The organism is Streptomyces sp. NPDC023157 (assembly GCF_055560575.1).
Genome location: NZ_JBVHIL010000004.1, coordinates 515,842 through 532,778, shown reverse-complemented (window position 1 = coordinate 532,778; position 16,937 = coordinate 515,842). Strand labels below are relative to the sequence as shown.

The 16,937-nt window shown below is 71.7% G+C and carries 21 protein-coding genes; 8 read left to right on the top strand and 13 right to left on the bottom strand.

Features of this window, described 5'->3' with window-relative positions:
* Positions 1-12 precede the first annotated feature (12 nt).
* Positions 13-462 carry a DoxX family membrane protein gene (locus tag ACZ3ZE_RS17520; protein ID WP_361165634.1) on the top strand — a complete coding sequence of 150 codons (450 nt, stop codon included), beginning with the start codon at positions 13-15 and terminating at the stop codon, positions 460-462.
* Positions 462-863, top strand: a complete 402-nt coding sequence (locus tag ACZ3ZE_RS17515; RefSeq protein WP_361165637.1) for a Zn-ribbon domain-containing OB-fold protein — start codon at positions 462-464, stop codon at positions 861-863. The genes ACZ3ZE_RS17520 and ACZ3ZE_RS17515 overlap by 1 nt, the downstream gene beginning before the upstream one ends.
* Here ACZ3ZE_RS17515 and ACZ3ZE_RS17510 read toward each other — a convergent pair.
* Positions 841-1,722: an AraC family transcriptional regulator gene (locus ACZ3ZE_RS17510; RefSeq protein ID WP_361165640.1), complete on the bottom strand. Its 882-nt coding sequence runs from the start codon at positions 1,720-1,722 to the stop codon at positions 841-843. The two genes, ACZ3ZE_RS17515 and ACZ3ZE_RS17510, sit on opposite strands and share 23 nt — an antisense overlap.
* A gap of 203 nt (positions 1,723-1,925) precedes the next feature.
* On the opposite strand from ACZ3ZE_RS17510, the gene ACZ3ZE_RS17505 reads away from it, so the two are divergent.
* Together ACZ3ZE_RS17505 and ACZ3ZE_RS17500 are read left to right on the top strand one after the other, a co-directional pair.
* Positions 1,926-2,681: a MerR family transcriptional regulator gene (locus tag ACZ3ZE_RS17505; protein WP_361165643.1), complete on the top strand. Its 756-nt coding sequence runs from the start codon at positions 1,926-1,928 to the stop codon at positions 2,679-2,681.
* A 53-nt stretch (positions 2,682-2,734) separates the two neighbouring features.
* Positions 2,735-3,955 (top strand): glycosyltransferase, encoded by a 1,221-nt coding sequence (locus ACZ3ZE_RS17500; RefSeq protein WP_363291420.1) that lies wholly within the window; start codon positions 2,735-2,737, stop codon positions 3,953-3,955.
* A 4-nt stretch (positions 3,956-3,959) separates the two neighbouring features.
* On the opposite strand, the gene ACZ3ZE_RS17495 is transcribed toward ACZ3ZE_RS17500, so the two are convergent.
* Positions 3,960-5,006, bottom strand: a complete 1,047-nt coding sequence (locus ACZ3ZE_RS17495) for an SGNH/GDSL hydrolase family protein (protein ID WP_467259603.1) — start codon at positions 5,004-5,006, stop codon at positions 3,960-3,962.
* Positions 5,007-5,132: 126 nt separating this feature from the next.
* Positions 5,133-6,269 carry an alkene reductase gene (locus ACZ3ZE_RS17490; RefSeq protein WP_467259601.1) on the bottom strand — a complete coding sequence of 379 codons (1,137 nt, stop codon included), beginning with the start codon at positions 6,267-6,269 and terminating at the stop codon, positions 5,133-5,135.
* Between the two features lie 66 nt (positions 6,270-6,335).
* Between ACZ3ZE_RS17490 and ACZ3ZE_RS17485 the strand changes: the two genes are divergently transcribed.
* Positions 6,336-6,698: a MerR family transcriptional regulator gene (locus tag ACZ3ZE_RS17485; protein ID WP_361165655.1), complete on the top strand. Its 363-nt coding sequence runs from the start codon at positions 6,336-6,338 to the stop codon at positions 6,696-6,698.
* Here the strand turns inward: ACZ3ZE_RS17485 and ACZ3ZE_RS17480 are convergent.
* Genes ACZ3ZE_RS17480 through ACZ3ZE_RS17470 form a run of 3 tightly spaced genes read right to left on the bottom strand, consistent with a single transcriptional unit; the run spans position 6,688 to position 8,422 of the window.
* Positions 6,688-7,320: an HAD-IA family hydrolase gene (locus ACZ3ZE_RS17480; RefSeq protein ID WP_467259599.1), complete on the bottom strand. Its 633-nt coding sequence runs from the start codon at positions 7,318-7,320 to the stop codon at positions 6,688-6,690. The genes ACZ3ZE_RS17485 and ACZ3ZE_RS17480 overlap by 11 nt on opposite strands.
* Positions 7,317-7,562 (bottom strand): DUF397 domain-containing protein, encoded by a 246-nt coding sequence (locus ACZ3ZE_RS17475; RefSeq protein WP_467259596.1) that lies wholly within the window; start codon positions 7,560-7,562, stop codon positions 7,317-7,319. Before ACZ3ZE_RS17475 ends, ACZ3ZE_RS17480 begins: the two co-directional genes overlap by 4 nt.
* Complete coding sequence (locus ACZ3ZE_RS17470; protein ID WP_361165664.1) at positions 7,559-8,422, bottom strand: helix-turn-helix domain-containing protein; 864 nt, start codon at positions 8,420-8,422, stop codon at positions 7,559-7,561. The genes ACZ3ZE_RS17475 and ACZ3ZE_RS17470 overlap by 4 nt, the downstream gene beginning before the upstream one ends.
* A 90-nt stretch (positions 8,423-8,512) precedes the next feature.
* Here ACZ3ZE_RS17470 and ACZ3ZE_RS17465 point away from each other — a divergent pair, with 90 nt between their 5' ends.
* The 3 genes from ACZ3ZE_RS17465 to ACZ3ZE_RS17455 all read left to right on the top strand — a co-directional run bounded on the left by ACZ3ZE_RS17465 (position 8,513) and on the right by ACZ3ZE_RS17455 (position 10,237).
* Entirely contained in the window at positions 8,513-8,929 is a 417-nt protein-coding gene (locus tag ACZ3ZE_RS17465) for an ATP-binding protein (protein ID WP_361165666.1), read from the top strand.
* 178 nt (positions 8,930-9,107) lie between these two features.
* A complete protein-coding gene (locus ACZ3ZE_RS17460; RefSeq protein ID WP_361165669.1) occupies positions 9,108-9,974 on the top strand; it encodes an isocitrate lyase/PEP mutase family protein in 867 nt (288 codons plus the stop codon).
* Entirely contained in the window at positions 9,971-10,237 is a 267-nt protein-coding gene (locus ACZ3ZE_RS17455; RefSeq protein WP_361165672.1) for a hypothetical protein, read from the top strand. The genes ACZ3ZE_RS17460 and ACZ3ZE_RS17455 overlap by 4 nt, the downstream gene beginning before the upstream one ends.
* Positions 10,238-10,316: 79 nt before the next feature.
* Here the strand turns inward: ACZ3ZE_RS17455 and ACZ3ZE_RS17450 are convergent, their stop codons facing one another.
* From ACZ3ZE_RS17450 to ACZ3ZE_RS17420, 7 genes are all read right to left on the bottom strand, one after another.
* On the bottom strand, positions 10,317-10,823 hold the full coding sequence (locus tag ACZ3ZE_RS17450) for a mycothiol transferase (protein ID WP_363291413.1): 507 nt from the start codon (positions 10,821-10,823) through the stop codon (positions 10,317-10,319).
* Positions 10,824-10,913: 90 nt separating this feature from the next.
* The gene (locus ACZ3ZE_RS17445; protein WP_361165678.1) at positions 10,914-11,423 is read right to left on the bottom strand and encodes a hypothetical protein; all 510 of its coding nucleotides are present in this window, start codon (positions 11,421-11,423) and stop codon (positions 10,914-10,916) included.
* Complete coding sequence (locus tag ACZ3ZE_RS17440) at positions 11,420-13,483, bottom strand: hypothetical protein (protein ID WP_361165681.1); 2,064 nt, start codon at positions 13,481-13,483, stop codon at positions 11,420-11,422. Before ACZ3ZE_RS17440 ends, ACZ3ZE_RS17445 begins: the two co-directional genes overlap by 4 nt.
* Complete coding sequence (locus ACZ3ZE_RS17435; protein WP_361165683.1) at positions 13,483-13,866, bottom strand: hypothetical protein; 384 nt, start codon at positions 13,864-13,866, stop codon at positions 13,483-13,485. Before ACZ3ZE_RS17435 ends, ACZ3ZE_RS17440 begins: the two co-directional genes overlap by 1 nt.
* 157 nt (positions 13,867-14,023) lie before the next feature.
* Positions 14,024-16,081, bottom strand: coding sequence for a serine/threonine protein kinase (locus tag ACZ3ZE_RS17430; protein WP_467259594.1), 2,058 nt, complete (start codon positions 16,079-16,081; stop codon positions 14,024-14,026).
* A gap of 132 nt (positions 16,082-16,213) precedes the next feature.
* Positions 16,214-16,342: an N-acetylmuramoyl-L-alanine amidase gene (locus ACZ3ZE_RS17425; RefSeq protein ID WP_363291411.1), complete on the bottom strand. Its 129-nt coding sequence runs from the start codon at positions 16,340-16,342 to the stop codon at positions 16,214-16,216.
* An 85-nt stretch (positions 16,343-16,427) separates the two neighbouring features.
* Positions 16,428-16,835 (bottom strand): DnaJ family domain-containing protein, encoded by a 408-nt coding sequence (locus tag ACZ3ZE_RS17420; protein WP_363291410.1) that lies wholly within the window; start codon positions 16,833-16,835, stop codon positions 16,428-16,430.
* Positions 16,836-16,937: the final 102 nt, after the last annotated feature.

The window sequence follows — 16,937 nt, the reverse complement described above, 5'->3', positions numbered from 1 at the left end:
ACGGCGGGGCACATGCGATCGATCTGGCTCACGGGCGCCGAATGGCTCGCCGTCCTCCGCATCGGCCTCGGCCTGTGGTGGCTGGAGAGCTGGCGGCACAAGGACAAGAAGGGCTGGTTCGAGCGGGGCACCGGCATCGCCTGGGCGGCGGACGTGGCGGGCAAGCACAGGTGGCCCCCCGTGAAGAAGGGCTTCGACGCCGTCGTCGCCCCCCACCCCAAGCTGATGGCGTACGTGGTCGTCTACGCCGAACTGGCCCTGGGCCTCGGCCTGGTCACCGGCTTCCTCACCCCGGTCGCCCTCGTCGGCGGCCTGCTCCTCAACCTCCTCTACCTCGCCCTGATGATCCACGACTGGGCCGAGCAGGGGCAGAACGCGATGATGGCGCTGATCTCCCTGGTCGCCCTCTTCGCCGTGTCCTGGCAGACCTGGTCCCTCGACCACGCGATCGGACTCTTCTGATGACGGCCACCCCGGATGTCGACGCCTTCACCCGCACCTACTGGGACGCCGCAGCCGAAGGCCGCCTCCTCCTGCGCCACTGCACCGCGTGCGACCGCGCCCACCACTACCCGCGCGAGTTCTGCCCCCACTGCTGGAGCGAGTCCGTCGAATGGCGCCCGTCCCCGGGCCACGCGACCCTCTACACCTGGTCCGTCGTCCACCGCAACGACCTCCCGCCCTTCGGCGACCGCGTCCCGTACGTGGCGGCGGTCGTCGACCTCGCGGAGGGCCCCCGCATGATGACGGAGATCGTCGACTGCCCGGAGGCCGACCTCCACGTGGACATGGCCCTGGAGGTCGCCTTCCGCCCGGAAGGCGACCTCCGGATCCCGGTGTTCAGACCCCGGCGCTCCCGCTGAGCCGCGCCACCGGGATCCACAGCTGCGACTCCGACTCCGTGCCGTCCGGGGTCGGGCGGGTCCGGAGGATTTCCGGGCCCGGACGGCTCTCGTACGGGTTGGACGGGAACCACTGGGTGAAGATGTCCCGCCACAGTTCCTGGAGGGCCTGCGGGTAGGGGCCGTGGTTCTCGAAGACGGCCCACGTCCCGGCGGCCAGGGGCAGTGTTTCGAGGTCGTCCGGGACGGTCTCCGCGCCGCTGGCCACGCCGAGCCAGAAGTCCAGCTCGGCGCCCTCCTCCCGGCTGTCGGTCAGGTGCTCCACCACCGACAGGACGCCGTCCGGGTCCTGGTCGGACAGCTCCTTCATCCGCTCGATCGCCGCCTGCCCGATGCTCTCCACGTGCGCGGCGATCGCCGGGTTCACCCCCTCGTGGACGAGCGGGACCCGGGCCTTCCTGCCGACCACCCGGAACGCGTCCTTCTCCACGATCCGATACCTCATGGTGCTACTCCCTTCGACGACGACTCGGAAGGACATCCGCGGCTGCGCCGTGAGCGTCGCGCCGGTGCGCCGGGCCTCGCCCGGTCCGATCCCGTGCACCGACCGGAACGCCCGCGCGAACGCCTCCCCGGAGCCGTAGCCGTACCGCACCGCGACGTCGAGCAGCGTCCGCTTCCCGTCCAGCACCTCGGCCCCGGCCAGCGTCATGCGCCGGCGCCGTACGTACACGGAGAGCGGCATCCCGGCGAGCGCCGAGAAAAGACGCCGGAAGTGGTACTCCGACGTCGTCGCGATCCGCGCCGCCTCGGCGACGTCGAGCTCGCGGTCGAGCCGCGTCTCGATGTGGTCGAGCGCCTGGTTCAGCCGGTCCAGCACGTGGGGGGTGTCCTTCCCTGTTGACGTCTCCACCGTAGGAAGGACCAGTGTCCCCGGACCCGACAAACCGTGCCCGGAACGGTCGGGGCGCCGAACCCGGCGGCCCGGAGGAGCAGCCGCGCTTGCGCTTGCCGCAGCGTCAACTCCTACGGTCGTGGTGTGGGGGCCGGAGACACCGGCCCCGGCGGCGGAAGGACACCACCATGGCCTGGTCGATCGCGGACGTGGCCCGCCTGTCCGGAGTGACCTCCCGGACCCTGCGCCACTACGACGAGATCGGCCTGCTGCCGGCCGCGTGGATCGGTTCCAACGGGCATCGCCACTACGAGCGGGAGGATCTGCTGCGACTCCAGCAGATCCTGCTCATGCGGGAGCTCGGCCTGGGCCTGAAGGAGATCCGCGCGGTCCTGGACAGCCAGGTCGACCGGGTGGCGGTCCTCCGCGAGCACCACGAGCGGCTGCTCGCGGAACGCGCCCGTCTCGGCACTCTCGCCCGGACGGTCGCCCGCACGATCACCGAACTGGAAGGGGACGCCCCCATGGCGCAGATCAACCGGCCCGAGAACCTCTTCGAGGGCTTCGAGCCCGACCCCGAGATGGACGCGGAGGTGCAGGAGCGCTGGCCCGAGGCCTGGGAGGAGTCCCGGCAGGCGTCGGAGGGGATGACCGAGGCGGAGATCGAGCGCTGGCAGCGCGAGGTCACCGCGCAGATGATCCGCTTCGCGGAGTTCATGGCCGCCGGGACGCCCGTGGACGACCCGGCCGTGCAGGCGGAGGTCGACGCCCACTACCGGAACGTGAGCCGTTTCTGGAAGCCGACGGCGGAGGCGTACAAGGGCATGGCGGCGATGTACGTGGAGGACCCGAGGTTCCGGGAGAACTTCGACCGGATCGCGGCCGGGCTCGCCGCGTACCAGCGCGACGCGATGGGTGTGTACGCGGACACGCGGCTGAGCTGAGGCGAAGGCGAAAGCGAAGGCGGCGGCCCGGCCGCACGGGCAGAATCGCCGCCATGCGCATCGCGATCATCACCGCCGGCTCCCGGGGCGACGTCGCCCCCTTCACCGGCCTCGGCCGACGCCTCAAAGACGCCGGACACGAGGTCACCGTCGTCGCGCACGCCTCCTTCGAGGGGCTGGTCGGCGGCTGCGGGCTCGGCTTCCGGGCCATGCCGGGCGACCCGGAGCAGCTGATCCGGAACTGGTCGCGGGCGGCCTCGCGGGACGAGGTGCAGGCGCTGACCAGGGCGTACGCGGACGGGCTCGCCGACGGTGTGGCGGGGGCCGTCGCGGGCGGGGACACGGACCTGCTGCTCACCGCCTTCGGCCCGGCGGCGCTCGCGTGGGCGGCCGGCGAGGCGTACGGCATCCCCGTCGTCGGCACCTACCTCACCCCGTCGTTCGCCACGACCCGCTTCCCGCTCCCCAACGCCCGGAACACGGGGGACGGCGGGCCGCAGGACAACCTCGCGGCCGGGCAGGACGTGCTGCGGCGGGCGGAAGGGGTGTTCGCGGGGTCCGTGCGGCGACTGCGCGCCCGGCTCGGGCTGCCGGAGAAGGCGCCCGCGATCGGGGGTCTCCGGCCGGTCTTCCACGGCTATAGCCCGCTGGTCCTGCCCCGCCCGGACGACTGGCCGTCCGGTGTCGAGGTGTCGGGCTACTGGTGGCCCGCCCGCCCCGACGGCTGGCGGCCCCCGGCCGACCTCGCCGACTTCCTCGCCTCCGGCCCGCCCCCGGTCTTCCTCGGTTTCGGCAGCATGCTGCCCGGCGAGGGGGAGCGGCTCGGCGGGCTGGTCGCGGAGGCGGTACGGAAGGCGGGCGTCCGCGCGGTGGTGCAGGCGGGCTGGGCCGGGCTGAGCGGCTTCGGGCCGGACGTCCTGCCCCTCGGCGACGTCCCGCACGACTGGCTGTTCCCGCGCACCGCCGCCGTCGTCCACCACGCGGGCGCCGGGACGACGGGGGCCGCGCTGCGGGCGGGGGTGCCGGCCGTGCCGGTCCCCGTCATGGCCGACCAGCCGTTCTGGGCGAACCGGCTGCACGAACTCGGCGTCGCGCCCCGCCCGGTCCCGTTCGGGGAGCTCACCGCCGCCCGCCTCGCCGACGCGATCACGGCCGCCGTGAGCGAGCCCTCCCACCGCCGGCGCGCGGCGGAACTCGCCCGGGGGATCGCGGCCGAGGACGGCGCGGCGGGGCTGCTCGCCCACCTCCGCACCGCCCCCGGGGGCCGCGGCTGAGCGGTCAGCGTTCGAGGAGGGCGATCCGGATGGCGCGCTCCACGTGGGCGGCGGTGTTGGCGTAGCCCTCCGCGTTGGGGTGGACGAGGGTGACGCGCTTGTTGATGGGAGCGCAGTTCAGCAGGGTGCCGGCCAGCTTGGCGGGCCAGTAGTCCTCGGCGTCGCCGCAGATTCCCTCGACCCACTTGGTGCCGGCGGGCTGGCAGGCGTCGTGGCCCACGCTGGAGGAGTAGACGTCCACGTAGCGGTCGCCGAAGAACGACGAGACCCGCTGGATCGTGCTGTTCAGCTCCTTCAGGACGTGCTCACGCAACCAGTCGATGTCGGCGTGCTTGATACCGCCCACCTCGGTGAGGGAGAGGCGGTTGCAGGCATTGCCCTCCTCCGGCAGGACGGCCGGATAGCCGACGGTGATCACCTTCGCGTTGGGCGCGGCCTCGTGCACCTTGGCCAGCATCTGGACGTACTCGTCCTGGACGCGGGCCAGCTTGTCCTGGATGCTCTCCTCCCCCTCGGGAGGACTGGTGTAGTACTCACGACAGGTCTTGCCGATCGTCGCGCCCCGTTCGAGGCACTTGAGGAGCATGCCGCCGAACGGCAGGCTGTTGCCGCCGATGCCGATGGTGACGATGTCGGTCTGCTCGTTGAGCTTCGCCCGCTGGATCTGCGGGTCCACCGCGGGCCAGCCTCCGGTGGGCGGCTGGACCGGGCTGATCGGCGTCTGCTTGGCCTCGGCGATGTCGGCGATGGTGGCGTTGCCGCAGCTGACGTTGGTCAGGTGGACCAGCTTGCCGGGCGGGAACTCGTCGAACTCCCGGTCGATGACGTCCGGGTAGGCGTTGGTGGTGCGGTCACAGCCGTCCCGCGTGGGGTCGCCGAGCGGGGGCAGCGGGTCCCCGACGAACCCGCCGGCGGTGTACGAGTCGCCCAGCGCGGCCCACTCGTACTGATCAGCCGCACCGGCGGAACCCGAGAGCGAGAGAGCGGACGCCGCCAGGGCGAGCCCCACGGCCAGCACGCGCGTGCGCAGGCGGGAGACAGGGTGACGCATGGATCCTCCGGGATCGTGGAAGACGCCCGGGGCCGAACGTGACGCCGGGCGGAGGCACCTCGGCCAAGATCATCCAGGTACTTCGCCCACCCTTACGACGGATTGGGCACATCTTGCACGAACGAGCTAATTGGTCACACTAGTCGGACTTTTCGGCTCCGCGTCCGCGTCCCAGGCCGGGTAGTCGGTGTACCCGGCCGCCCCGCCCGTGTACATCAGGAACTGCTCCCGTACGGCGTTCAGCGGAGCCCCCGCGCGCATCCGGCCCACCAGGTCCGGGTTGGCGAGGAAGGAACGCCCGAGGGAGACCAGGTCCGCCCCGGCGGCCAGCAGCCGCTCACCCGCCGCCCGGCCGCCGTCGGCCGGCAGGGGGCCGCCGAACCCGAGCACGGGGTTGGCGATCAGCGTCCCCGGCCAGATCTTCCGGATCTCCTGGAACAGGCGCTGCTCCGGATCTGCGAACACCACGTGCAGGTACGCGAGTTCCCGCTCCGCGAGGGCGGCGACGAGCGCCGGGTACAGCTCCTCGGTGTCGCCCTCCTCGATGCCGTTGACGCCGACCCCGGGGGAGACCCGCACCCCGACCCGCTCCGGGCCGATCGCCTCGGCGACCGCCGCCACGACCTCCACCGCGAAACGGATGCGGTTCTCGACCGTGCCGCCGTACCCGTCCGTCCGCAGGTTCGTGTTCTTCGCCAGGAACTGGTGCAGCAGGTAGCCGTTGGCCGCGTGCACCTCCACCCCCTCGAAGCCCGCGTCGACGGCCCGCCGCGCGGCGGCGGCGAAGTCCGCCACGGTCGCCCGGATCCCGTCCACGGTCAGCTCGCGCGGCTCGACGGCCGGCTGCGGCCCGTCGGCGGTGTGGATGGGCTCGGGCAGCGCGACCGCCGACGGCGCGACCGGCACGGCCCCGCTCGTGTCGGGGTGCCCGACCCGCCCGCCGTGCTGCAACTGCACGAACATCCGCCCGCCCGCGTCCCGTACGGCGTCGGTCACCCGCCGCCACCCCGCCACATGGGCGTCCGTGTACAGGGCGGGGATGTGCGCGTACGTCTGGCCGACGGCGCTCGGCGTCGTCGCCTCCGCGATGATCAGACCGGCCGTGGCGCGCTGCGCGTAGTACGTGGCCATCAGCGGCGTCGGGACCCCGTCGGCCGCCGCGCGGTTCCGCGTCAGCGGCGCCATGACCAGCCGGTTGGCGAGGGGGAGGGGGCCGAGGTGGGTGGCTTCGAAGAGGCGGGATCCGCTCGTGTTCTGCGTCATGCCGGTACCGTAGATCCTGACATCAATGTCAGATTCAAGCGTGAACGACGTGTACGGGGGCGGCACATGAGGATCGGCGAGCTGGCACGACGGGCCGGGGTGAGCGAGCGCTCCCTGCGCTACTACGAGCAGCAGGGCCTCCTGCGCTCCGAGCGCACCCCCGGCGGCCACCGCGCCTACGGCGACTGGGCCGTCGACCGCGTCATCCGCATCCAGGCCCTGTACGCGGCGGGCCTCAGCAGCAAGAAGATCGCCGTCCTGCTCCCGTGCATGCGGGACGTCGACGGCGGCCCGACCGAGCGCACCACCGGCGAGCTGGTCGACGAACTGATCGTCGAACGCGACCGCATCGACCGCATGATCCTCGACCTCGTCCGCTCCCGTGACGTCCTGGACGAGGTCATCGACGCGGCGACCGTCAGGGCCTGACGCCCGCCCGCGCCAGGATCTCCGGCGCGGCCTCGGCGAGCGTCGCGAAGTGCCGCTGCGAACCCTCCGCCGGAGCCGGGGTGTTCACGGTCCAGACCGTCATCCCGGCCGCCCGCCCGGACCGTACGCCCGACGGGGCGTCCTCGATCACCAGACAGTCGGCCGGGTCCGCGCCCAGGATCTCGGCGGCCCGCAGGTACGGCACGGGCGACGGCTTGCCTTCGCCCACCGAGGCCGCGTCCACCAGCAGCTCCGGCACCGGCAGCCCGGTCCGCTCGAACCGCCCGCGCACCCGGTGCGCGTAGTTCGACGTCACCAGGCCCCACCGGCCCTCCGGCAGGGCGGCGAGCAGGTCGGCCGCCCCGTCGAACGCCGCGTACGTCCCCGTCCGCACGTCCTCGTCCTCCAGCGCGTGCAGGAGGGCGAGGCACGCCTCCGGGTCCTCCCCGGGCGCCACGGCCGCGAACGTCTCGACCGGCCGCGTCCGCAGCGCGACGGCGTACACCTCGTCCCCGTCGAGCCCGTACCGCGCGGCCCAGGCATGCCAGACGCGCCGCTGGTTGGCGACGGCGTCCATCAGGGTGCCGTCGACGTCGAAGAGAACGAAGTCCTTGCTGGTCACGCGCCAGATGCTACGACCACGAACGCGGACCAGGACGCGGGGGTCACGGCGAGCTGGGGGCCGTGGGGGTTCTTGGAGTCGCGGACGTGGATGGTGGTGGGGTGAGCGGCTACCTCGACGCAGTTGCCGCCTTCGCCGCCGCTGTAGCTGGACTTGCGCCAGTCGTAGGCGACTTCGATGCACTCGCCGCCCTCGCCGCTGCTGTAGCTGCTCTTGAACCAGGTCAGATCCGCGGTGCTCATAGCTCTCCCAGCATCTTCTCGATCAAGTCCAGGGACTCGTGAGGCGTGAGTGCCTGTGCCCGGATGATCCCATAGCGCTCGGCGTACATGCGTACCTCTTCCGGGTCGGTGATCAGCCGGGCGTGACTGTAGCTCTCGATGTACGCGACTTCCCGTCGCCCCTTGGGCGTGAGGAGGGTGAACGCGCCCTCCAGGCCAGGGTGTTCCTGGCAGCTGAAAGGCAGGATCTGGAGGTGTACGGTCCGCAGCTGGGCGACCTCGGTCAGACGGCGCAGTTGCTCACGGAACGCGTCCCGGCCGCACAACGGCCGACGCAAGACGCTCTCCTCGATGACGAAACTCATCGTCGGGGCCGGCCACTTGTCGAAGATCGTCTGCCGGGAGATTCGGTCGGAGATGCGCTTCTCTAGGGTCACCTCGTCGTACAGCGGGCGACGGTGGCGGAACACGGCCTCCGCGTAGGGCCGTGTCTGCAAAAGGCCCGGGATGGCCTGCACCTCGTAGTAGTGCAGCGCCACAGCCTTCGCCTCCTCGTCGGCGAAGTCCCTGAACCAGTCCGGATGTCGTACGCGCGCCCGCGCCAACGCCTCCCGTACGTCGTCCACGGCCGCGATCAGAATCCCGCCCGCTCCCAACACCGGATCCGCCCGGATCAGGAAGTCCGGCTGCGGCGTCCGCACCCCGCGCTCTACCGACGAGACCAGGTCCTCGCTACAGTGCGTCGCGTCGGCGAGCTCCGCCTGGCTCAGGCCCGCGTTCTTGCGCAGCACCTTGATGATTTTGCCCAGCGCCCTGAACAGGTGCGCCGTACCGTCGACTTCGGAGGGCCTTTCCGGCCGCTCCTCTTCGTTCCCCGACATCCGTACCGCCCTTTGGCGTGCTCGTACCGCTACTCAGCGTCGTGGTGAAGCCCCTGGTCAGCGTACGGCCGACGCCCCAGGCTCGGGGTCATGAAGACGGAAATGACCTCACCGACCACCCCTTCCGGTGAGTCGGGTGGCGAGTTCACGCAACGCCTGTCGTCGACGCTCCGGGGCGCACGCTTGGCGCGTCTGCTGGCGGTGCAGCAGTTGCGCGACTGGGGGATGACGGCGACGGACGCGGCGGAGCTGGTGGTGGCGGAGCTGGCGAGCAATGCCGTGCGGCACGGGCGGGTGCCGGGCCGCGACTTCGAGCTGCGCCTGTCGCTGGCCGGCGACCACGTCCGTATCGAGGTGTCGGACACCCGCGCCGAACGCGAGCCCGCCCCCGACCCGTCCCCGGACGAGGGCGGCTACGGCCTGCTCCTCGTCGGCGCGCTCGCCACGGCGTGGGGAGTGAAGACCCGCAGCGTCGGCAAGACGGTGTGGGCGACGGTCGGCACCTGAGACGGCGGCGGTGACGTTTCTCTGGTGAATGCGCTACGCCTGGAGAGTGAGTAAAGCGCTCCTATGGCGATCGTCCGCGAACTCTCAGGAAATCATCTGGTTTTGGCAAAGGGGCGCCGTGTCGTGTTGTGGCGCCCCACGCTCCTTCCGATTCCCCGAGATGACCAGGAGTCAGACGTTGACCAGCTACGGAAACCGACTGCGCCAACAGATCGCCGCCCCCGGGACGACGCCTCTGATCGGCGTGTACGACATGTACTCCGCGTCGGTCGCCGCCGACCACTACGACGGGATGTTCGTGTCCGGGTTCGGCTTCGCCGCCTCGTACTACGGGCTGCCGGACATCGGGTTCATCGCGTGGCCGGACATGGTCGCCTTCGTGGAGCGGCTGCGCGGCGCGTTCCCGAACCAGCACCTGCTGGTGGACATCGACGACGGCTACGTCGACCCCGAGGTGGCCTGCCACGTCGTCGAGCGGCTGGAGCGGATCGGGGCGTCCGGGATCATCCTGGAGGACCAGAAGCGGCCCCGGCGGTGCGGCCACGCGGACGGGAAGCAGGTGCTGCCGCTGGACGAGTACCTGGCCAAGCTGGAGATGGTGCTGGCCACCCGGCGGGACATGGTCGTGGTGGCCCGTACGGACGCCACGGAGGAGGAGGACATCCTGCTCCGGGCGAAGAGCCTCGCCGCGACCGACGCGGACGTCGTCCTCGTCGACGGCGTACGGAGCGTGGAGTGGATCCAGCGCATCCGCGAGGTCGTCGGCGACAAGCCGCTGCTCTTCAACCAGATCGCCGGCGGCAAGTCCCCCCGGCTCTCCCTCGGCGAGCTGACCGACCTGGGCGTCGACGTGGCGATCTACAGCACCCCCTGCCTCTTCGCTGCCCACCAGGCCATGGACTCGGCCCTCTCCGAACTGAAGCGGGCCGACGGGCGGCTCCCCACCTTCGACGCGGCCGACGGCGTCGGCGTCGCCGCCTCGACCCGGCTCCTGGAGCGGAACATCGCCCGCCACCACGACGCCCCCGAGCGGGTGGGCGTGTGATCCCCCGGCAGTGCGGGGCACGCCCGGCCAAGGTGCTCGGCCTGGCCGCCGTCCTCCTGGCGGCGGCCGCCGCGCCCGCCGCCGCGGGCGGCAGCCTGGTCACCGTCATCGACAACTCCCAGGCCGACTCGGTCCTGGAGGTCGACCGGGCCGCCAACTTCCAGTACGGCAGCAGCGGCACCGTCGGCAGCGACCACGACGGCAGCGCGGTCGAGGCCGTCCAGGCCCTGATGGGCACGGTCGGAGCCCCGCGCGACGACTGACGGCGTACCAACGGCCGGACACCGCCCTCGTGGTGTCCGGCCGGCCGGGGAGAGACGCCCGGCGGGAGGGCGCGCGCCGTCAGCGCCGCTCCACCATCCCGCGTACGTACGCCGCCTGTCCCGCGTGCTGGTTGTCGTCCGTGATCACGCTGATCAGCCGGACGCCCAGGGTCACCGGCGGGTCCCAGCGGGTGTCGACGATCCGGCCGAGTTCGGCGTTGGTGAGGGAGCCGACGTGGGCGAGGGTGTGGGCGTGGACCGCGTCGTAGTAGGCGAGGAGCAGGGTCCCGGGGGCGTGGACGGCGGCGACCTGCTCACGGGTGTGGCCGTAGCCGGTGTCCGGTTCGGGGAAGGGCAGGCCGAAGCGGGTGGCCCAGCCCTCGCTGTGCCAGATCTGTTCCGTACCGAAGGCGTCGGCGATGTGGTCGTCCTGGATGCGGGTCAGGTGCCACACGAGCCAGGCGATCGAGTTGGCGTCGGCGTCGACCCGTACGGCCAGATCGTCCTCCGACAGGCCCTCGACGGCCTCGTGCACGGTCTCCTGGATCCGGGCGAACGCGTCAAGGAGCAGGTCGGCGCTTTTCATGGGGCCAGACTTCCGGTCCGGCGCCGCGCGGCCCGGCCCCGACCGGCGCCGGACGGGCGGAATTCACCCGAACGGCGCCCGGCCGGCGGCTCAGGCCGTGCAGCCCGCCGCCTTCTGCGCGGCGGGGAAGTACGCGGCCATGAAGCGGGTCAGCGCCTCCTTGCGGGCCGCCGCGTCACCGCCCTGCGTGGAGAAGCGTTCCACCGAGGCGACGAAGATCCGGTTCTCCGCGCCCACCTTGCACTTCCGCGCGGCGCTCACGAACGTGTCGACGGCCCGGCCCTCGTCCCCGATGCTCACCGGTGTGCCGTGCGGCATCTGCCAGTCCCACGTGGCCCGGTAGTCCTTGCTTGCCGGGTACGGCGCGCTCTGCAGGCTCAGGATGCTCTTGCCGTCCACCTGCACCCCGCAACGGCTGTTCGCACCAGAGGTGGCCACCGCGTCGCCCGGCACCAGGACCGGCCGGAGGACGTCTGGGTCGACGGTGACCCCGCACAGCGAGGTCGGAATCTGCGGCTGCGCCTTATCCGCCCCCTTCGAACAGCCCGCCGCCGCCAGGACGCCGGCCACCACGAGGGCCGTCAGCGCGCCCCGCCTCACTGGTCGCCCGCCAGGCCCTTGGCGCGGCTGTTGCCGTTCAGGGCGGACAGGTTGATCTCGTTCTCCAGGGTGTACGCGTTGTTGGCGCCGCCGGGGTTGGCCTTCGCCCACTCCTGCGACAGGGCCCGCAGCTGGTTCTCCCGGAAGTCGAACGTCTTGCCGTTCTGCTCCTGGATGCCCTTCTCGATGCGGGCCTGCTCGTCCAGCTGCCACTGGTAGGCGAGGGCGTCGATGCCGCGCTGGGCCGCGTCACCGACCACCGGGATGAAGTTCGCCGCCCCGCCGAAGCCGTGGTACAGCCACTTCGCGTTCCAGGACGGGTCCTCCTTGTCGGTCTTCAGGGCCTGGTAGCGGGCCTCTTCGAGGAAGCCGATGGTGGCGCCGCCGCGCTGGAGGGTCTCCTTCGGGTCGCTCGGGTGGTCCGTGTGGATGTCGTTGAGGATCTCCCGGTTCATGGCGTCGTTCAGTACGCCGTAGGAGTCCTGGTCGCGGGAGATCTGCTTCGTGACCTCCAGGAGCTGCTTGCGGTCGAGCTGGCGCGGGTCCGCCGCGTCGTCCGAGAGCGAGCTCGCCGAGTGGTGCACGACGTCGCTGTGGCGGGAGAGGACCTTCGCCATGTCGTCGCGCATCTCCGAGGGCATGTCGTCGCCGCGCGCCGACAGGTACTCCAGGGAGCGGTCCAGGACCTGGCGGTGCTCCGGGGTGAGGTCGACCTGCGGGGCGGTCGGGTCGTTCGGGTTCATGCCGGTGGCGGCGGCGGCCAGGGCGGCGCCGGTGGCGTCCCAGGCCGAGTTGCCGTCCTTGTGGTTCAGCGGGGTGTCGTCGAAGGTGCGCCGGTCGCCGAGGACGTACTTGGCGTTGTCGTCAGGCTGGGTCGCGTTGAAGAACTCGGTGGCCGCGTCCGGGCTGGCGGCCAGCCCCTTCATGAAGCCGGTCATCGGGTCGCGGCCGAAGTCCTCGCCGATGAAGTTCATCTTCGGCGTCGGCGGCATGCCCGCGTTCCAGTAGTGGTCGGGCAGCTTCATCTTCTTCTCGGTCGCGACGAGCGCGTTGCCGTAGGCGTTGAGGAAGCGGTCGTCCCAGTTGCCGGTGCGCATCAGGTTGCTCATGAGCTGGTAGCCGTAGACGTTGGCGCCCCGGGTCTTGACGCGCTCCTCGCCCAGCTTCACCATGTCGTCCTCCCACGTGCGCATCGCGGGGCTGTCCGACTGGGTCGCGCCGGCCAGGACCAGGGACAGGTTCTGCTGGAAGTCGCCCAGCTCCTTGAGGCGCGCCCGCTGGAGGCTGCCGCCGTCCGAACCGTCGGACAGGTCCGCCCAGAAGTCGAGGACGCCGCGCGGGCCGAGGGTGGTGGCCAGCTTCTCCTGGAAGAGCCGGTCGTCCTTGTAGGCGGCGAGATCCTTGTTGAGCTGGTCGAACTCCTCGGGGGACAGGTCGTCGCCCTTGGTCTTCAGCAGGTTCGCGATCCGCTCCGCGTCCTTCATCGCCTGCGCGGCCCGGTCCCGGTCGTAGTAGGCGGCGTCCGAGAAGCCGTACGGGGTCTGGCTGACCAGCATCGTGAGCGCCTGGGCGGCGGTGGAGTCGCTCTCCGTCGCGCCCTGGAGGATCTTCTGCACCTCGTTGCGCAGGTTGATCGCGTCGGCCTCGGTGTGCTCCGGCACCGTGGTGCCCTTGGCGGCCCGGTCGGGGTGGATGTTCATGGTGACGGTGAAGCCGCCGTCGCCGGTCCCCACCACCGTCAGGTTCCGCGTCAGGGCCGCGCTGATCGTCTCGTTCAGCTGCTTCTTGTAGCCGTCCAGCTCGCCGTGGGTGTCGCGGAGGATGTTGGCGATGCTCGTCGCCTGGGTGGCGGCGTCCGCGAACTCCTTGGCCGTCTTGCCGATGAACTCCCGCGTGACGGTGGCGTTCACGCCCTTCCAGTCGGCCTTCTGCGCCTTCCCGCCGAGGTTGTCGCGGGCGTCCGACTCCAGCTCCCACAGCTTCTTCGCCATGGCGTCCCAGTCGCCGGCGGAGGTGCCCAGCTTCGAGAAGTCGGCGAACCTGAGTGCGTCGAGGTCCATCAGTGGCCCGCCCTCTCCTCGAAGCCCTTGTCGAGCTGCTCGTACTTGAAGCGGGTGGCGATCCAGTGCTCGTCCTCCGCGTGCGTCTTCTTCGAGTACTCCAGGTGGTTCGAGATGTGCGCGCACGCGTCGAGCAGCGTGTTCACCTGCTCGTTCCACTTGTCGGCCACCGTCGTGAGGGCCGGGCCGAGCGCGAAGTCCGCCTTCATCGCGGCGCCGGCCTCCCGCGTGCTGGCCTTCGCGTGGTCGCCCTCCGTGCCGAGACGCGTGTGCAGCTTGAAGGCGGCGTCCCCGACGGCCGCCAGATCCGTCTGCTCGACTCTCAGATCGCCGCTCTGGACGGAGCCGCCGTCGCCGTCGATGTCGACGTGGGCGAGCTGCATCGCCGCCCGATCCTCATGCGCGGCCGACCTGATGCCGGCCCATTCGTCGTCGAATGACACAAGACCCCCGTGTGGTTCCAAGTACCGGTGTACGGCGTGCAGATGCACGGCATACCGACGTGAGCGGACCCAGCATATTGCTATCGGAAACGTTTCCTCAGCTGGCCCTCTCGTAGTGGTAGCCCTCGCCGTGCGAGGGTCCCACGTCATGCCGCAGACCCGTCGGAGTGGCGAGTGCGAAGTAGGAAGGGTCGGTGTTCTGGCAGAGGCTGTGCGAGCGGGCCCGGTCGATGATCCCGGTCCCCAGGTTGATACGGCTGCCGCCGTCGGAGATCGAGACCAGCTTCGTCACGTACTCGCAGTGGAACCCGCTCTGCGAGTCGCTGACCATCTTGGCGGCGATCTGGCCGGGGGCGACCCGGTAGATGTACACGGTCCCCGGCTGGTCGATGTTGAACTGCGCCGTGTACTTCCACGTGCCGACGAAGGCCGACGGGACGCGGTTGTCGGTGGTGGCCGGGGGCTTCGGCTTGGGGGCGGTGGTGGTGGCGGGCGGCCTGGTCGTGGCGCCGCCTCCGCCCCCACCGCCGGAGCTGGTGGTCGAGGACCCGCCACCGACGGCCCCGCCCGCCCCTCCGGAGACGGAGCCGCCGCCCACGGCCCCGCCGCCGCCGGAGACCGAGCCGCCACCGACGGCCCCGCCCGCGCCGGCGCCCGCCGCACCCGCCGCGCCGCCGGCCGTGTCGGCGACACCCGGCGGAGGCACGGCCTTCGTCGGCGCCGGCCCGCCACTGCTCGGCCCCGCCGACGGGGCCCCGCTCGACGGGCCCGCCGAGGCGGTCGCCGGGGGCGCGGTGCTGCTCGTGCCGGGCGCACCCTGGACGTCACGCGTGGCGGGGTCGTTGTCGATGAGCCGGACGACGGTCCCACTGATGCCGAGGACGACGAAGACGGCGGCCACGACGGCCCACACCCGGGAGGAACGACGCGGCTCGCGGGCGGCGGGGGCGACCGGGGTCGCGGGCGTCGCGGGAGTCGCGTCGGCACCGGCCTGGGGCCGCAGCCCGAGCGTCCCGGTGTCGGACCCCCCGGCAGCCGCCTCCCGCGCCTCCCGGGCCTCCTGGGCCAGCTCCTCGGACAGCGCCTCGACATCGAGCAGCCGGGCGGCCTGCCGGGCGAGGCGCGCGACGAGCACGGGCGGGAGCCAGGCACCGCCGGCCAGGGCGTCTTCCCAGGGGGCGGGGGTGGGCTTGGGGGGTGTGGGGGGCGTGGCGGCTCCGGGAGCGCCTTCCCCGGCGGTCCCGGCCGCACCGCTCTCCCCACCTTCCCCGCCTTCCCCACCCTCCCCGTCCCCACCCGTCAAGGCGGCGTCTTCGAGTAGGGCGTCGACCCCGGGGCGCCCCGCCGGGTCCTTGATCAGGCAGCGGGCGATGAAGGCGCGCAGCGGCTCGGACGCGATCCGGTCGAGCTCCGGTTCGGCCTCCACGATCTGGAACATGATCGCGTGCTGGTTGCTGGCCCCGTGGCCGAAGGGCAGGCGGCCGGTGGCCGCGTACATGAGGACGCAGCCGAGGGCGAAGACGTCGGCGGCCGGGCCCAGGGACTCGCCCCGGACCTGCTCGGGCGCCATGAACCCGGGGGAGCCCACCACCATGCCGGTGCTGGTGAGCAGCGACTCGATGGAGGGCTCCAGGGCGCGCGCGATGCCGAAGTCGATGACCTTGGGGCCCTCGACGGTGAGCATCACGTTGGACGGCTTGAGGTCCCGGTGCAGGATCCCGGCGCCGTGGATGCCCTGGAGCGCGCGCAGCAGGCCGCCGGCGAGCGCGAGGAGCGAGTCGGCGGGCAGCGGGCCGTGTTCCCGTACGACCTGCTCCAGGGAGGGCCCGGGGACGAACCCGGTGGCCACCCAGGGGCGTTCGGCCTCGGGGTCGGCATCGAGGACCGGCGCGGTGAAGTGCTCGCCGACCTTCCGTACCGCCTCGATCTCGCGCCGGAAGCGCGCCCGGAACTGGGGGTCCTGGGCGTGCTCCTCGTGCACGACCTTCACGGCCACGGTCCGCCCGCCCTCGGACCGGGCCAGGAACACCCGGCCCATGCCGCCGGAGCCGAGCCGGCCGAGGAGCCGGTACGGCCCGATCAGCCGCGGATCGCCGACGGCGAGCGGCTCCATGCCGCTGCCGCCCTTGTCGCGCTTGCCCTTCTCGCCGCTCATGCCGATCTGACTCCCCCTGGTCGTGACAGTGCCCCGTGGTCGGCGGAACGCGCTCAGATTAGATGAGTACGCGTCAAGTGGACGCCTCGGGAGCCCACTTGGTTTCCAGGGGCACCGATCGACACGTTTCCCTTACGCGAACCAGCCTTCCACGTCGGCGATCAGCTGCACGCTGCCGGAGTGGTTGTAGAAGGTCACCTTCCCGTCGACGACGGGGACGACGACCGTGCCGGCGACGGTCCGGCCCGCCGGGGCGTTCACGCTGGACGTGTCCGGGCGGGCGGTGCCGTCCGGGTAGGCGGTGACGAAGGTCCCCCCCGGATCGGGTGATCCTAATCGAACCGGTTCAAGAAGTCCCCGAACGTCCCGCCCGCCACTCCTCAGCCATCGCCTCCACGTCGAAAAGCGTCAGGTTCAATGGCGGCCCCGCCGGCGGCCGGGCCAGGGCGGCGGCGATCTTCGTGTTGATCTCGTCCAGGATCCGGCGCAGCTGCGTCTCCGAGACGGCCGCGCGGGCGGCCTCGGCCGCGTCCTCGGCCTGCTTGCGGAGGGTCAGCGACGGGGGCAGTACGGAGGCGCCCTCGCTGTGCATCTTCTGCTTGACCCACCACAGCTCGTCGTACGGCGCGGTGTCGTTCTCCAGCGGCTTGCCGAAGCCCTTCAGCCGGCTGAACTCGCCGCGCTCCGCGGCCTCGCGGATCTGCTTGTCCACGAACGACTCGAAGCTGACGCCGGGCGGTTTCCGTTCGGTCATGTGTCCAGACTACGAAACGGCAGGAGCCCCGCTCGTGCGCTCGACACGCACGGAGCGGGGCTCCTTGGGTACAGCTCTAGAGATCGCGATTGTCGACCCGGG

Bases quoted from the DNA above. Each gene is read 5' to 3' on its own strand.
- ACZ3ZE_RS17500 (WP_363291420.1), top strand. From the start codon at position 2,735: ATGCGCATCGCGATCATCACCGCCGGCTCCCGGGGCGACGTCGCCCCC.
- ACZ3ZE_RS17470 (WP_361165664.1), bottom strand. From the start codon at position 8,422: ATGTCGGGGAACGAAGAGGAGCGGCCGGAAAGGCCCTCCGAAGTCGAC.
- ACZ3ZE_RS17515 (WP_361165637.1), top strand. From the start codon at position 462: ATGACGGCCACCCCGGATGTCGACGCCTTCACCCGCACCTACTGGGAC.
- ACZ3ZE_RS17490 (WP_467259601.1), bottom strand. From the start codon at position 6,269: ATGACGCAGAACACGAGCGGATCCCGCCTCTTCGAAGCCACCCACCTC.
- ACZ3ZE_RS17475 (WP_467259596.1), bottom strand. From the start codon at position 7,562: ATGAGCACCGCGGATCTGACCTGGTTCAAGAGCAGCTACAGCAGCGGC.
- ACZ3ZE_RS17420 (WP_363291410.1), bottom strand. From the start codon at position 16,835: ATGACCGAACGGAAACCGCCCGGCGTCAGCTTCGAGTCGTTCGTGGAC.
- ACZ3ZE_RS17450 (WP_363291413.1), bottom strand. From the start codon at position 10,823: ATGAAAAGCGCCGACCTGCTCCTTGACGCGTTCGCCCGGATCCAGGAG.
- ACZ3ZE_RS17435 (WP_361165683.1), bottom strand. From the start codon at position 13,866: ATGCAGCTCGCCCACGTCGACATCGACGGCGACGGCGGCTCCGTCCAG.
- ACZ3ZE_RS17495 (WP_467259603.1), bottom strand. From the start codon at position 5,006: ATGCGTCACCCTGTCTCCCGCCTGCGCACGCGCGTGCTGGCCGTGGGG.
- ACZ3ZE_RS17465 (WP_361165666.1), top strand. From the start codon at position 8,513: ATGAAGACGGAAATGACCTCACCGACCACCCCTTCCGGTGAGTCGGGT.
- ACZ3ZE_RS17440 (WP_361165681.1), bottom strand. From the start codon at position 13,483: ATGGACCTCGACGCACTCAGGTTCGCCGACTTCTCGAAGCTGGGCACC.
- ACZ3ZE_RS17485 (WP_361165655.1), top strand. From the start codon at position 6,336: ATGAGGATCGGCGAGCTGGCACGACGGGCCGGGGTGAGCGAGCGCTCC.
- ACZ3ZE_RS17520 (WP_361165634.1), top strand. From the start codon at position 13: ATGCGATCGATCTGGCTCACGGGCGCCGAATGGCTCGCCGTCCTCCGC.
- ACZ3ZE_RS17430 (WP_467259594.1), bottom strand. From the start codon at position 16,081: ATGAGCGGCGAGAAGGGCAAGCGCGACAAGGGCGGCAGCGGCATGGAG.
- ACZ3ZE_RS17505 (WP_361165643.1), top strand. From the start codon at position 1,926: ATGGCCTGGTCGATCGCGGACGTGGCCCGCCTGTCCGGAGTGACCTCC.